The following is a 12,847-nucleotide window of genomic DNA, read 5'->3' on the forward strand; positions in this document are numbered from 1 at the left end:
ACAGGAAGGGGTCTCTACCTAATGAAAATTACAGCTATTCATCTTTATGCAATTCGTTTACCGCTTCGCGATCCGTTTGTTATTAGTTACGGTTCTTATTCTGATATGCCTTCTATTATTGTCAAAATGGAAACAGACGAAGGCATTATCGGTTACGGTGAAGGCGTCGCTGATGATCACGTTACAGGCGAATCTTGGGAAAGTACTTTCCATACTTTAAAGCATACACTAGCACCTGCTCTTATCGGGAAAAATCCAATGAATATCGAGAAAATACACGATATGATGGACAATACAATTTACGGTGTTCCTACTGCAAAAGCTGCGATTGATATTGCTTGTTTTGATATAATGGGTAAAAAATTAAATCAACCTGTATATCAATTAATTGGTGGACGATACCATGAAGAATTTCCTATCACTCACGTATTAAGTATCGCAGATCCAGAAGAAATGGCTGAAGAAGCTGCTTCCATGATTCAAAAAGGTTACCAATCTTTCAAAATGAAAGTCGGTACAAATGTAAAAGAAGATGTAAAACGAATTGAAGCAGTACGTGAGCGTGTAGGAAATAACATCGCAATTCGTGTTGATGTAAACCAGGGGTGGAAAAATAGTGCAAACACATTAACAGCACTTCGTTCATTAAGTCATGTAAACATCGACTGGATTGAACAGCCTGTCATCGCAGACGATATTGACGCAATGGCTCACATTCGTTCGAAAACAGATCTTCCACTTATGATTGATGAAGGATTAAAGAGCTCTCGTGAAATGCGCCAAATTATTAAATTAGACGCTGCTGATAAAGTAAACATAAAACTAATGAAATGCGGCGGCATATATCCAGCTGTAAAACTTGCTCATCAAGCTGAAATGGCAGGTATTGAATGCCAAGTTGGATCCATGGTCGAATCATCCGTTGCCTCTTCCGCGGGATTCCATGTCGCTTTCTCGAAAAAAATTATTACGAGCGTTGAACTTACAGGTCCATTAAAATTCACGAAGGACATCGGAAACTTACATTACGACGTACCATTTATTCACTTAAACGAACAGCCAGGACTAGGTATCGAAATAAATGAAGATACACTACGAGAACTCACCGTCTTTCAAGACAGTGTACGCTAAAGGAGGGCTAACGCATGACAGTTCTATACGAGGGCAGATTAAAACAAAATAACGAGCTATTTCACGTTACATTACTATCACTAGAGCACATCGAACAAATTTTATTACTACAAAACGTTGTAGTTGAAGCACTAGAAGATAAAAGTCGTCTACAACCACTCTCCCAAGAAGAATTTCAATACATTCTAGAAGGAAACGGCATGATGATCGGTGCTTTTATCGAAAACGAACTCATCGCATTTCGCGCCCTACTCGTCCCTCCTATCGACGATGAACATTTAGGACTCGATATTGGCATACCAGAAAGGGAACTGCACCGCGTCATCTATCAAGAAATCTCAAACGTTCATCCGAACTGGCGTGGAAATGGTATGCAAAAAATATTAGCGACAGTCATCATGGATGAATTACAAAAAGAAGATAGCAAATACGACTACGTTTGCTGCACCGTTGCCCCTTTTAACATTCCAAGTTTGAAGGATAAGTTTGCGCAAGGGATGGAGATTGCTGCGCTGAAGGAGAAGTATGGTGGTAGTATGCGGTATGTTTTTGTGAAGGAATTGCGCGGAGTTAAAGAACGAGATTGGACGGATATTAAGAGCATTCCAATGAACAATGCTGGTGGACAACAGGCGTTGCTTTCGGAGGGGTATCGCGGGTATGAGATGGAGAAGGTGGATGGAGATTTTGTTGTGAAGTTTGGGCGATAATTGCTACGCTAGAAAAAAGGAGATGTCTGCTGTGACATCTCCTTTTGCTTTCTCTTCCTTGAACATATCGATTGCAACTTCAAATATATCAGCGATTTCCAAAATATATCGGCGCAACTCCAAATATATCAGCGATTTCCAAAATATATCGACTTACCGACAAAGATTGACAATAAGTGCACCACTAAACCGTCATCTTCCAACTAGATAACGCTAACCAATTCTCCATTTCCTTATAATCAGGCATGATCTTCCCGACAAGGCGCCAAAAAGAGCGATCATGATTTAAATGAACCATATGGCACATTTCATGAACAACTACATAATCAATTACTCGCTGTGGTGCCATCGCTAGCTTCCAATTGAATGTTAGCTGTAAATTTGAATCGCAAGTGCCCCACGTACGACTACTATCTGTAATACGAATAGAACGCGGTTTTGTTTTAAAGTTACTTTGATGTGCTTTAATACTCTTCTCTACTAATGACTTACACTGCTTATAGTAAAATCGTTTTAAAGCTTGCTGTATTTTCTCATCTTTAAGATCTTTCACATAAATATGTAGCTTATCTCCTTCAAACACTGCATTGTCTTGCGTAATATTTGTATCTTGAGAAATTTGTATCGGATACGTACTTCCTAAATACAAAAAGCCTTCTCCTTGATCATAATCCTTTTCCTGTGGTCCACGCGCTCGCTCCGCCATTTCCTTACGTGTTGTCTGAATCCAATCCCACTTCTCTTCTAGCAACTGGATTAAATATTCAAAAGGTGTCCCTTTTGGAGCTTGCACCTCAACATTCCCGTAAGAATCCACCAAAAAACGCACCGATTTTTTCTTTTTATAAGTTATATGAAAATTAATTGTTTCGTCTAAATATGTATGTACCATTTCATCACCTAGCATATTATTTTTACAAATAAAAAGGAGTAGGATACAAACGTCCTACTCTACCTATTATATCATTTACCGCTTTAACGGAATCATTATCCTCTATACTTTACAGCTAATCCTTTAATGAAATTCCTTGCGTATCTATCGCCGCACTCTTTGTAATTTTTATGGCCTTTTTTTCTTAATAGAGCGCCTAGTTCTCCCTTAGTCACCGTAACGCCTACGCTATCTAATATATCAAGTACATCCTCACTCGTTAAAGATAGTGCTATTTTCATTTTCTTTAGAAGAAGGTTATTCGCACTTTCTTTGCTTTGTACAGGTGCCGGTTGCCCTGGTTTCGGATCTTGCTTACCTCTTTTTAAAGTAATAAATCCATTTAAAAATGCCTCTAACATCATCATATCGCATGTTTTTACGTACTCATCTTCTTCCACATCAGGGTTTTCAGGTTCGTGCTGAGGCGCTCTCTTTATTTTTGTAAGCATATCAACTACGTCTTCTTTCGTTACTTCCATTCCGCCAAGTTTAAAAATTTCTACCATATCTATATCTTTTATATCTAAAGCATATCTTACTCTTTTTAATATATCGTTATTGCTCATTGCCATTGGGTTTCCTCCTGAAATGTTGATTATTTTTAACTTTTTATTTGTAATACAGTTTACCGTAACTAATCTAAATAAGATTATTTTTTATTATTTTCATAATTAAATTTAACAAAAAAGGTAGTGCCTTCCGATCCTGTTTGAATTTCTATTTTTGCATTATGACGGGTAGCAATGGCATAACATACGCCTAATCCCAATCCAGTTCCATTATCTTTGGTTGTGTAAAATGGAGTCCCCAGTTTCTCTAATACTTCAGGGCTGATACCTTTCCCTTCATCCCGCACTGCAAGCACCACACAATTTTGCCCTTCCTTATAGGTGCTAATGGTTAGAGTTTTCCCTGTACTCATCGCTTCTAAGCCATTACGGTATAGGTTCATTAATAATTGCCGTATCTCATTACGATTTAAAAGTAATGCTGGAACGTCATTTGTATCGACTTGAATATATTTATTTTGATTATGCGTATCTATCTTTATTAAAGGAATAATATCGTGGATAATTGAGTTTAAATCTAACATCTGCAAATCTGATTTCTTTGTATTACCTATTGAGAGAAATTCAGTAATAATAGAATTGGCACGGTCAAGTTCTTCAACCATTAAATTAAAGTAGTTATTATGTTTCTCATAGTTATTCTCTTCTTTTAATAACTGCAAAAATCCTCGTATTGTTGTCATTGGATTTCTAATCTCGTGGCTGATACCTGCTGCCATTTGCCCTATTAACTCTATGTTGGATAACCTTTTCAATTCCTGCTCATATTGTTTTTTTTCTGTTATGTTTTTACAAATACAACAAATACCATCATCATACGGATATGCAATAACTTCATGCCAATATTCATCAGAGGTAGAAAAAAATTCAAAATGAACTGTAGTTCGCTCTGACATTACACGATGAAGCTCCTTATATATAACTGTATCTACGCTACTTGGGAAGACCTCCCATATATTCTTACCTAATACGTCTTTTGCTGTTTTTCTTTGTGGGAAATGTTGATGTTTATTTACATAAGTAAATTCCCATTTATTATTCAAAGTCAAGAATCCATCCGTAATACTTTCAATCACACTTGTGACTTTTTCATTAGCAGCAGCCAGTTCTCTCGTTCGTTCTTCCACCATGCTTTCAAGTTGATCCATATATAACAAGTTTGAAAACGTAGGGGCTGTAGCATCAACGATAGATTTTGCCAGTTGAATTCGGGAATCATCGTAATTATGAGTTTTTTCCTCTTTGCCAACGACGATTACCCCTAATACTTCTCCCATTGAAACCAATGGAATCATCAGTAAACCCTTACTATCTATATGTTTTGTTCGAATAATCTCTTGAATCTTGGCTTCATAGCTTTTCTCCATCCAATCTGCTTCTATCCAATCACAGCCCGAGCTTAACTCCGTTGTCTTAATCGTTGTTTTGTCTAGCGGATCTAAAAGGTGGGCAGCCATGTTTTTACTCTCTAAAATCTGTCCTAAGTAAAAAAAGCATTTATCAGAACTCTCCTGTATTGAGGAACACATTGATAAATCACGGGTAACATTTAGTAACAGCTGCTTCTCGGCAATAAGATTTTCTTTTTGGGTTAAATTTTTTGCGTTTTGAATGGCGACCGCCGCCATGTTTACATAAGCTTCAACACTTTGAATTTCTGAATCTGTTAAGTTCATTGGAACTCCATAATCAAATAAAAAAACAAGACCAAATAACTCTTGCCCAAATGAGATAGGCAGAGCTAATAAAGACTTAATTTTGAACGCATCGACTGGTCTCGGATCCGGTCGATGATCCTTTGAGGTATCAGGAATATAGATGTTTTTTTTAGTTTCAATAACTTCTTTTGCCAGTAAGTCTACTTCAGGGTCAATTACTTGAGTATCGAGCGTTACGCCATTTATGGTCTCTGGTTTTCCTGCAAACCCTCTAAATGTTCCATCTTCTTCAGGTAAATAAATTCCAACAGCGTCACACCTAACAATCTCCTCTGATATCGCCATTGTTACACGCTGCAATACTTCACGTAGTTCTAATTTTGTATTTATTATTTTGGTTATATTCGCGAGCCTAGAATATCTCGTTTGATCACTTAACATTTGCATAGCCTCCAATTATAGGCGTAATAAAGTGCAACTTTAATAAGTGAGGGGTGATTCATCCCCCCACTTATTATCAGCCTGAATCCAACCTAACCTCTTTGCACTAGCAGAATTTTGAGGTGGGAGTTTTACTGCCCGCAAATAGCGGGATAAAATAAACATGCTAATATCAGTGAAAGTCAAGATCAACCTACCATTTTCTCTTGTATTCTTTTCTTACCCTTGTTTTATATAGAATACCTCACTTACTTATGATACGGTTCACCTTACACTAATAAAATTACTACACTCCAGCCCCTCTAACTTTCAACAGTTACACCGTCTCACTACCTTCTACCACATTAACACTCGCCTCAAACTTATCAAGCAACCCACGCACTTCATCAGTCGATTTCGTGCTCATCAATTGATTTCGTAGTTCAGCAGCCCCAGGGAATCCTTTTACATAAATTTTGAAGAAGCGATGTAATCCTGTTATGGAGCGTGGCAGTACTTCTGCATATTGATCTTGAAGATCAAGTTGTAGTCTTAAAAGATCTAGATGTTCTTTACTGCTATGCTCTCTTGGTTCTTTTTCGAAAGCAAATGGATTTTTAAAGATTCCTCGTCCAATCATTACGCCATCAATGCCGTATTTTTCAGCAAGTTCCAGCCCAGTTTTACGGTCAGGAATGTCTCCGTTTATCGTTAGGAGCGTATTTGGTGCAATACGATCACGTAATTTTTTAATCTCCGGAATTAGCTCCCAGTGTGCATCTACTTGGCTCATCTCTTCTCTTGTACGTAAGTGAATAGAAAGGTTTGCAATATCTTGTTTGAAAATGTGCGTTAACCAATCTTCCCACTCGCTTAACTCTTTAAAGCCAAGTCTTGTTTTTACGCTGACAGGTAATCCGCCCGCTTTTGCAGCTTGAATAAGTTCTGCCGCAACGTCTGGACGCAAGATAAGGCCACTACCTTTTCCTCTTGATGCTACGTTTGGCACAGGGCAACCCATATTAATATCAATACCTTTAAATCCTAACTCTGCCATACCAATACTCATTTGACGGAAATATTCAGGATTATCTCCCCAAATATGTGCCACCATTGGCTGTTCATCTTCTGTAAAAATTAAACGACCACGTACGCTTTTCATACCTTCTGGATGACAATAGCTATCTGAGTTTGTGAACTCTGTGAAGAATACATCTGGACGACCAGCTTCACTTACTACGTGACGGAAAACAACGTCTGTCACATCTTCCATTGGTGCAAGTACGAAAAATGGTCGTGGTAAATCACGCCAAAAATTATCTATCATTTCAAATTCAAATCCTCTCACTATGAATACAATTTCAAACTCTCAATAAACCAAAAAGCAGATGGTATAGATTTTCCTATATCAACTGCTTTCCTATTATACCAACTTAAGCCAAGCTACACACTCTACATGAGTCGTATGCGGGAACATATCAACAGGTTGTACTTCCTGCGTTTTATATCCGCCTTCTTCTAGTACTTTTAAGTCACGTGCTAATGTTGCTGGGTTACATGATACGTATACAACGCGTTTTGGTTTCATGTCGATGATTGTGTTTAATAGTGCCTCATCGCAACCTTTACGCGGTGGATCTACGACCATTGTATCAGCGATTACGCCTTCTTTATACCATTTTGGAATGACTACTTCTGCTTCTCCTACACCAAATTCAGCGTTTGTCATATTGTTTAGCGCTGCGTTTCGGTTTGCGTCTTCGATCGCTTCCGGGACGATTTCAACGCCGTACACTTTTTTCGCTTTTTGTGCTAGGAATAAGGAGATTGATCCAATTCCACAATAGGCATCAATTACTGTTTCGTTACCATCTAATTTTGCGTATTCTAACGTTTTATCGTACAGCACTTTCGTTTGTTCTGGGTTTACTTGATAGAATGAACGTGCTGAAATCGCAAATTTAATGTCACCGATAAAGTCATAAATATATTCTGATCCGTACAGTACTGTCGTTTTGTCTCCGAAGATTACGTTTGTACGTTTCGGGTTTACGTTTTGAACAATTGATTTTACTTCTGGGAATTTCGTAGCAATTTCTTCAATGATTGCTTTTTTGTTTGGCAGTTCTGCTGTACGAGTAATGAAGACAAGCATAATCTCCCTTGTTACTTGTCCGTAACGAGCCATTACGTGGCGAAGTGTTCCTTTGTTACGCTCTTCGTTGTACGCTGAAATACCGTGCTTTTCACAAATACGTTTTACTTCTTGGATTAATGTATCGTTTTCTTCCGCCTGAATTAAACATGATTCCATATTAATGATGTCATGCGTTCCTTGACGATAGAAACCAGCTACAAGTCCGCCTTCACGTTCTCCAATTGGCACTTGTGCTTTATTACGGTATACCCACGGGGTTTTCATGCCAAGTACAGGATGAACAGGAACATCACCTAATCCGCCGATGCGCTGCATAACGTCGCGTACTTGTTTTTCTTTCGCTTGTAATTGTCCTTCATATGTTAAATGCTGAAGCTGACAACCGCCGCATTGATTGTACACTGGGCATTCTGCATCTTTACGATATGGGCTCTCTGTATGAAGCTTCATTAAACGACCGAATGCGAAGTTTTTCTTTACTTTAATAATTTTAATTTGTGCTTCTTCACCTGGTAATCCGTTTTTAACGAAAATAGGATAGCCTTTTACTTTCGCAACACCGGCACCATCATGTGTTAAATCTTCAAATACTACATCTATAAACTCGTTTTTTTCAACTGGTGGCGTCATTTTTGTACTCATTTTCCGACCTCTCTTTTTCATAACACTGCGTTACATTTTATCATACTTATATGGTCTATTTCTATTGGAAGAAAAAAAGCTATTGACGATAGTTCTCCATTAATGTTACGCTACTACTAATTTAATACGGACGATGTTACCTCATATATACTCGATAATATGGATCGAGAGTTTCTACCCGGCAACCTTAAATTGCTGGACTATGGGGAAAACTAATGAATATTAGCCCATGTGCAAAAAGGACTCATATTGATTAGCTTTCTCTCATAGATGAAAGTGAATCCATATGGGTCTTTTTTTATTTTTATTTTTCTAAAAGGTCAGACATCTTACGTATGACATAAAACCTCCTTGTTTTATTTTTAGTAATATAACGAGCGTTTTATGTACAAACTTTATACGAACTTCTGAAAGGGGCAACTACATGCAATATGTAATGAGCATTATCGGTATTCTTGTCGTTTTAGGTTTATGTTTTGCTTTGTCAAACAACAAAAGTAAAATCAACTTCCGTGCAATTGCTATTATGATTGGTTTTCAAATTTTAATCGGTTGGTTTATGTTTGGCACAAAGATTGGTCAACAAATCATTATTTTCATTGGTAAAGTTTTCAACAAACTAATTAAACTTGGTACGACAGGTGTCGATTTTCTCTTTAATGGGATTCAAAGAGATTTTGTCTTTTTCTTAAACGTACTATTAATTATCGTATTTTTCTCAGCACTACTTTCTATCTTTAGTTATTTAGGGGTTTTACCATTCATCGTTCGCGTTGTCGGCGGTGCCATTTCAAAAATTACTGGTTTACCACGCGTTGAATCATTCCACGCAGTAAACTCTGTATTCTTTGGTTCAAGTGAAGCGTTAATCGTTATTAAAAATGATTTACAACATTTCAATAAAAACCGTATGTTTATCATTTGTTGTTCTGCAATGAGTTCAGTTTCTGCCTCTGTTACAGCATCATACGTAATGATGTTAGATGCGAAATATGTACTAGCAGCTCTTCCGTTAAACTTATTCTCAAGCTTAATCGTTTGTTCGTTATTAACACCTGTTGATACGAAAAAAGAAGACGAAGTAGTTCAGAAATTTGATCGTACTTTATTCGGGGACAGCTTTATCGGCGCAATGATTAACGGTGCGCTTGACGGTTTAAAAGTAGCTGGTATCGTTGCCGCATTAATGATCGCCTTCATCGGTGTGATGGAAGTTGTAAACTACGTAATTAGTGCCGCTTCAGGTGCAATGGGATATGCTGTTACGTTACAACAAATCTTCGGTTATATACTTGCCCCATTCGCGTTCTTAATGGGTATTCCAACTCAAGATATTATCCCAGCTGGTGGTATTATGGGTACGAAGATTGTATTAAACGAGTTTGTAGCAATACTTGATTTAAAAGGTGTTGCAGCAACATTATCTCCACGTACAGTTGGAATCGTTACAGTATTCTTAATTAGCTTCGCAAGTATTAGCCAAATTGGTGCAATCGTTGGTACAATCCGTGCCCTTTCTGAAAAACAAGGAAGCGTTGTTTCTAAATTTGGTTGGAAAATGCTATTTGCATCAACACTTGCTTCTATTTTATCTGCGACAATCGCTGGATTGTTTATTTAATAAAAAATCACCTTACTCGTTGAAGTAAGGTGATTTTTTTATCTATTGTTACTTTTCTCATTCCATACATTTTCTCCAAATGCTATGATGAACAAGGGTATGTCCCCACCTCTCTTACAGCGGTGGGGATTTTAATGTAAATATGCAACATAATACACAATAGAAGGTGATTTTATGAGAAAATATGCAGCAATCGCTTTATGCACATCTGCCATTCTAGCAGGTTGTAATACTAGCAATGTAAACCAGGAACCTAAAAAAGAGAAAAGGGTTCAAGAAGTTAAGAAACAAACAGAAACTGTGCAAGAACAAGGTAAAATTTCTTATCAGCCCATTACACACGAATCTACAAATACTACTATTCATATAACAGATATAAAAGATACTTTAACTGAAGTACAATATAAAATTTGGCGTACTGCTGATGGAAAGGAACACACTAAATCTTTTTCTTCTAAAGAAAAAGAGAAACAGTTTACACTTCCTTTTGATATAAAAGAATTTGAAGGAAAACGTGGTGAGTTCCAAATTGAAGCAATAGGCATAAAAGAAGATGGGAAAAGCATCCCACTCACAAAAGCTGCTATTACTTTCGAACAAAAGGTTCCCGTTCTTATGTATCATGCAATCGATGATTATCACGGACAAGGCATTAAAGATTTATTCGTCTCACCTGCTAACTTTGAAGCCCAAATGAAATATTTAAAAGACAACGGCTATACATTACTAACTTTTGAACGTTGGGGTGATATTAATAAAGTAAATAAACCTATCTTTGTTACATTTGATGACGGTATGAAAAATAATATGAATGCATTCCATGTTTTACAAAAGCTAAAAGACGATACATTTAAACCAACAGCAACAGAATATATGATTGTTGATAACGTTGATGTAGAAGGATCACTGTCTACTTCTGAAATAAAAGAAATGGTCGATTCCGGCATTTTCTCAGTGCAATCTCATACAGCGACGCATGCAGACTTACCGAAAATTACAAACTATGAAGAGGAATTAAAAGGATCAAAAGAAAAGTTAGAAAAAATAACAGGTAAGCCCGTTATCGCAGTGGCTTATCCATTCGGTCATGTAGATGATAAAGTCGTTGCAGAAACGAAGAAATATTATCAATTTGCGACGACAACAAAACCCGGAAAATTCATTACAAAAGGTGAACCCGATGAATTGTTAAAAATGAAGCGTGTTCGCATACACCATACGACGACCGTAGAACAATTTGCTTCTTCGATTAAATAACGATGAGGGCTCAATATATTTTGAGCTCTCTTTTTACGCTATATTTATATATATTTTTTGAATTTTCTTGTATTATATATAGTAAGAAATCTTTCAAATTAAAGGAGATTATACATATGTCATTTGAACAAACGTTAGAGAAATATGCTGCCCTTGCAGTCAATGTTGGTGTTAATATTCAACCAGGACAAACATTATCAATTAGCGCACCTCTTGAAGCTGTACAATTTGTACGCCTCGTTACAGAAAAAGCATATAAATCTGGTGCAAAACACGTATATGTGGATTGGAATGATGAGACGTTAACACGCTTAAAGTTCGATCTAGCTCCTGAAGAAGCATTCGCTGAGTTCCCATCTTGGAAAGCACACGCTCGTGAAGAATTAGCAAAAGAAGGCGCTGCATTTATGTCTATTTATGCAGAAAACCCTGATTTATTAAAAGGTGTAGAACCAACGCGTATCGCAACAGCTCATAAAGTAGCTGGTGAAGCAATGAAAGTATACCGTGATTACGTACAAGCTGATAAAGTAAGCTGGTGTGTCATTTCTGTTCCTACGAAAGAATGGGCTGCGAAAGTATTCCCTGACGTTGCACCAGAAGAACAAGAAGCAAAACTATGGGATGCTATTTTCAAAGCTACTCGTGCTGATTTAGAAAATCCTGTGGAAGCATGGAAAGAACACGATAAAACATTACATACAAAAGTTGATTACTTAAACGAAAAGCATTATAAAGCTCTTCACTATACAGGTCCTGGAACAGATTTAACGATCGAACTTCCAGAAAAACATGTATGGGCTGGTGCTGGTAGCTTAAATGAAAAGAACGTACCATTTATGGCGAACATTCCAACTGAAGAAGTGTTTACAATGCCACTTAAAACAGGTGTAAATGGCCAAGTATCTAGTACAAAACCGTTAGCATTTGCAGGTAACATTATCGATAACTTCACGTTAACATTTGAAAACGGACGTATCGTAGATTATAAAGCTGAAGTTGGAGAAGAAGCTTTAAAACATTTAGTAGAAACAGATGAAGGTTCTCACTTCTTAGGAGAAGTAGCTTTAGTACCTCATGATTCACCAATTTCAAACACAAATATTTTATTCTACAACACGCTATTTGATGAAAACGCATCTTGCCACCTTGCAATCGGAAATGCTTATGCATTTAACTTAGTTGGCGGAAAAACGATGTCTAAAGAAGAACTTGCTGAAAATGGCGCAAACGCTAGTATTACACACGAAGATTTCATGATTGGATCAGCTGAGCTTGATATCGACGGCATTACAGCTGATGGCAGACATGAACCAATCTTCCGTAAAGGTAATTGGGCGTTTTAATAAAAGCAAAAGGCTATCTTCCACACTGGAAGATAGCCTTTTATGATGCAGATGAAACCTTAAGCCCAATTACTCCTAACACGATGAAAAGAATACAAAATGCTTGGAATAGGCTAATGTGCTCTTTAAAAAAGTACACACTAATAATCGTAATAAGTAACGTCCCAACACCAGACCAAATTGCATAAGCAATACTTAAATGAATCTTTTTTACAACGATGGCGAACACGCTGAAACAAATTCCGTAAAATACAAAAATAAGTACACTTGGAATGAGCTTTGTTAAACCGTTTGATAACTTCATCGCAATTGTTCCAGCTACTTCAAAAATAATTGTTACAAGTAATAATAACCAATATACCATACTAGAATCTCCTTCTCTGTTACCTTATAGAGATTCT

The 12,847-nt window shown here is 37.1% G+C and carries 11 protein-coding genes and 1 riboswitch; of the genes, 5 read left to right on the top strand and 6 right to left on the bottom strand.

Annotation, left to right across the window (positions count from 1 at the left end; genetic code table 11):
• The first annotated feature begins 21 nt into the window (after nucleotides 1–21).
• Together BAQ46_RS25175 and BAQ46_RS25180 are read left to right on the top strand one after the other, a co-directional pair.
• Complete coding sequence (locus BAQ46_RS25175; protein ID WP_071743014.1) at nucleotides 22–1,131, top strand: mandelate racemase/muconate lactonizing enzyme family protein; 1,110 nt, start codon at nucleotides 22–24, stop codon at nucleotides 1,129–1,131.
• A 14-nt stretch (nucleotides 1,132–1,145) separates the two neighbouring features.
• Nucleotides 1,146–1,841, top strand: a complete 696-nt coding sequence (locus tag BAQ46_RS25180) for an N-acetyltransferase (protein WP_061130631.1) — start codon at nucleotides 1,146–1,148, stop codon at nucleotides 1,839–1,841.
• A gap of 184 nt (nucleotides 1,842–2,025) precedes the next feature.
• Here the strand turns inward: BAQ46_RS25180 and BAQ46_RS25185 are convergent, their stop codons facing one another.
• From BAQ46_RS25185 to rlmD, 5 genes are all read right to left on the bottom strand, one after another.
• Nucleotides 2,026–2,733, bottom strand: coding sequence for a M48 family metallopeptidase (locus BAQ46_RS25185; protein ID WP_071743016.1), 708 nt, complete (start codon nucleotides 2,731–2,733; stop codon nucleotides 2,026–2,028).
• Between the two features lie 95 nt (nucleotides 2,734–2,828).
• Nucleotides 2,829–3,347, bottom strand: a complete 519-nt coding sequence (locus tag BAQ46_RS25190) for a YehS family protein (RefSeq protein ID WP_001251709.1) — start codon at nucleotides 3,345–3,347, stop codon at nucleotides 2,829–2,831.
• 77 nt (nucleotides 3,348–3,424) lie between these two features.
• A complete protein-coding gene (locus BAQ46_RS25195) occupies nucleotides 3,425–5,443 on the bottom strand; it encodes an ATP-binding protein (protein WP_071743018.1) in 2,019 nt (672 codons plus the stop codon).
• A gap of 316 nt (nucleotides 5,444–5,759) precedes the next feature.
• Nucleotides 5,760–6,749, bottom strand: coding sequence for a tRNA dihydrouridine synthase (locus tag BAQ46_RS25200; RefSeq protein ID WP_000566691.1), 990 nt, complete (start codon nucleotides 6,747–6,749; stop codon nucleotides 5,760–5,762).
• 96 nt (nucleotides 6,750–6,845) lie between these two features.
• Complete coding sequence (rlmD, locus tag BAQ46_RS25205; protein ID WP_071743019.1) at nucleotides 6,846–8,222, bottom strand: 23S rRNA (uracil(1939)-C(5))-methyltransferase RlmD; 1,377 nt, start codon at nucleotides 8,220–8,222, stop codon at nucleotides 6,846–6,848.
• Nucleotides 8,223–8,343: 121 nt separating this feature from the next.
• Nucleotides 8,344–8,445, top strand: a riboswitch (purine riboswitch).
• Between the two features lie 201 nt (nucleotides 8,446–8,646).
• Between rlmD and BAQ46_RS25210 the strand changes: the two genes are divergently transcribed.
• The 3 genes from BAQ46_RS25210 to BAQ46_RS25220 all read left to right on the top strand — a co-directional run bounded on the left by BAQ46_RS25210 (nucleotide 8,647) and on the right by BAQ46_RS25220 (nucleotide 12,446).
• A complete protein-coding gene (locus BAQ46_RS25210; RefSeq protein WP_001200498.1) occupies nucleotides 8,647–9,843 on the top strand; it encodes a NupC/NupG family nucleoside CNT transporter in 1,197 nt (398 codons plus the stop codon).
• Between the two features lie 174 nt (nucleotides 9,844–10,017).
• Nucleotides 10,018–11,100 (top strand): polysaccharide deacetylase family protein, encoded by a 1,083-nt coding sequence (locus BAQ46_RS25215; protein ID WP_071743021.1) that lies wholly within the window; start codon nucleotides 10,018–10,020, stop codon nucleotides 11,098–11,100.
• Between the two features lie 116 nt (nucleotides 11,101–11,216).
• On the top strand, nucleotides 11,217–12,446 hold the full coding sequence (locus tag BAQ46_RS25220; RefSeq protein ID WP_000007360.1) for an aminopeptidase: 1,230 nt from the start codon (nucleotides 11,217–11,219) through the stop codon (nucleotides 12,444–12,446).
• Between the two features lie 40 nt (nucleotides 12,447–12,486).
• On the opposite strand, the gene BAQ46_RS25225 is transcribed toward BAQ46_RS25220, so the two are convergent.
• Nucleotides 12,487–12,810 carry a DMT family transporter gene (locus BAQ46_RS25225; RefSeq protein WP_000263254.1) on the bottom strand — a complete coding sequence of 108 codons (324 nt, stop codon included), beginning with the start codon at nucleotides 12,808–12,810 and terminating at the stop codon, nucleotides 12,487–12,489.
• Nucleotides 12,811–12,847 lie beyond the last annotated feature (37 nt).

The sequence above is a fragment of the Bacillus paranthracis genome (assembly GCF_001883995.1).
GTDB classification, from domain to species: domain Bacteria; phylum Bacillota; class Bacilli; order Bacillales; family Bacillaceae_G; genus Bacillus_A; species Bacillus_A paranthracis.

Coding starts and splice junctions, on each gene's coding strand:
- BAQ46_RS25175 (WP_071743014.1), top strand. CDS start 22: ATGAAAATTACAGCTATTCATCTTTATGCAATTCGTTTACCGCTTCGC.
- BAQ46_RS25180 (WP_061130631.1), top strand. CDS start 1,146: ATGACAGTTCTATACGAGGGCAGATTAAAACAAAATAACGAGCTATTT.
- BAQ46_RS25185 (WP_071743016.1), bottom strand. CDS start 2,733: ATGGTACATACATATTTAGACGAAACAATTAATTTTCATATAACTTAT.
- BAQ46_RS25190 (WP_001251709.1), bottom strand. CDS start 3,347: ATGGCAATGAGCAATAACGATATATTAAAAAGAGTAAGATATGCTTTA.
- BAQ46_RS25195 (WP_071743018.1), bottom strand. CDS start 5,443: ATGTTAAGTGATCAAACGAGATATTCTAGGCTCGCGAATATAACCAAA.
- BAQ46_RS25200 (WP_000566691.1), bottom strand. CDS start 6,749: ATGATAGATAATTTTTGGCGTGATTTACCACGACCATTTTTCGTACTT.
- rlmD (WP_071743019.1), bottom strand. CDS start 8,222: ATGAGTACAAAAATGACGCCACCAGTTGAAAAAAACGAGTTTATAGAT.
- BAQ46_RS25210 (WP_001200498.1), top strand. CDS start 8,647: ATGCAATATGTAATGAGCATTATCGGTATTCTTGTCGTTTTAGGTTTA.
- BAQ46_RS25215 (WP_071743021.1), top strand. CDS start 10,018: ATGAGAAAATATGCAGCAATCGCTTTATGCACATCTGCCATTCTAGCA.
- BAQ46_RS25220 (WP_000007360.1), top strand. CDS start 11,217: ATGTCATTTGAACAAACGTTAGAGAAATATGCTGCCCTTGCAGTCAAT.
- BAQ46_RS25225 (WP_000263254.1), bottom strand. CDS start 12,810: ATGGTATATTGGTTATTATTACTTGTAACAATTATTTTTGAAGTAGCT.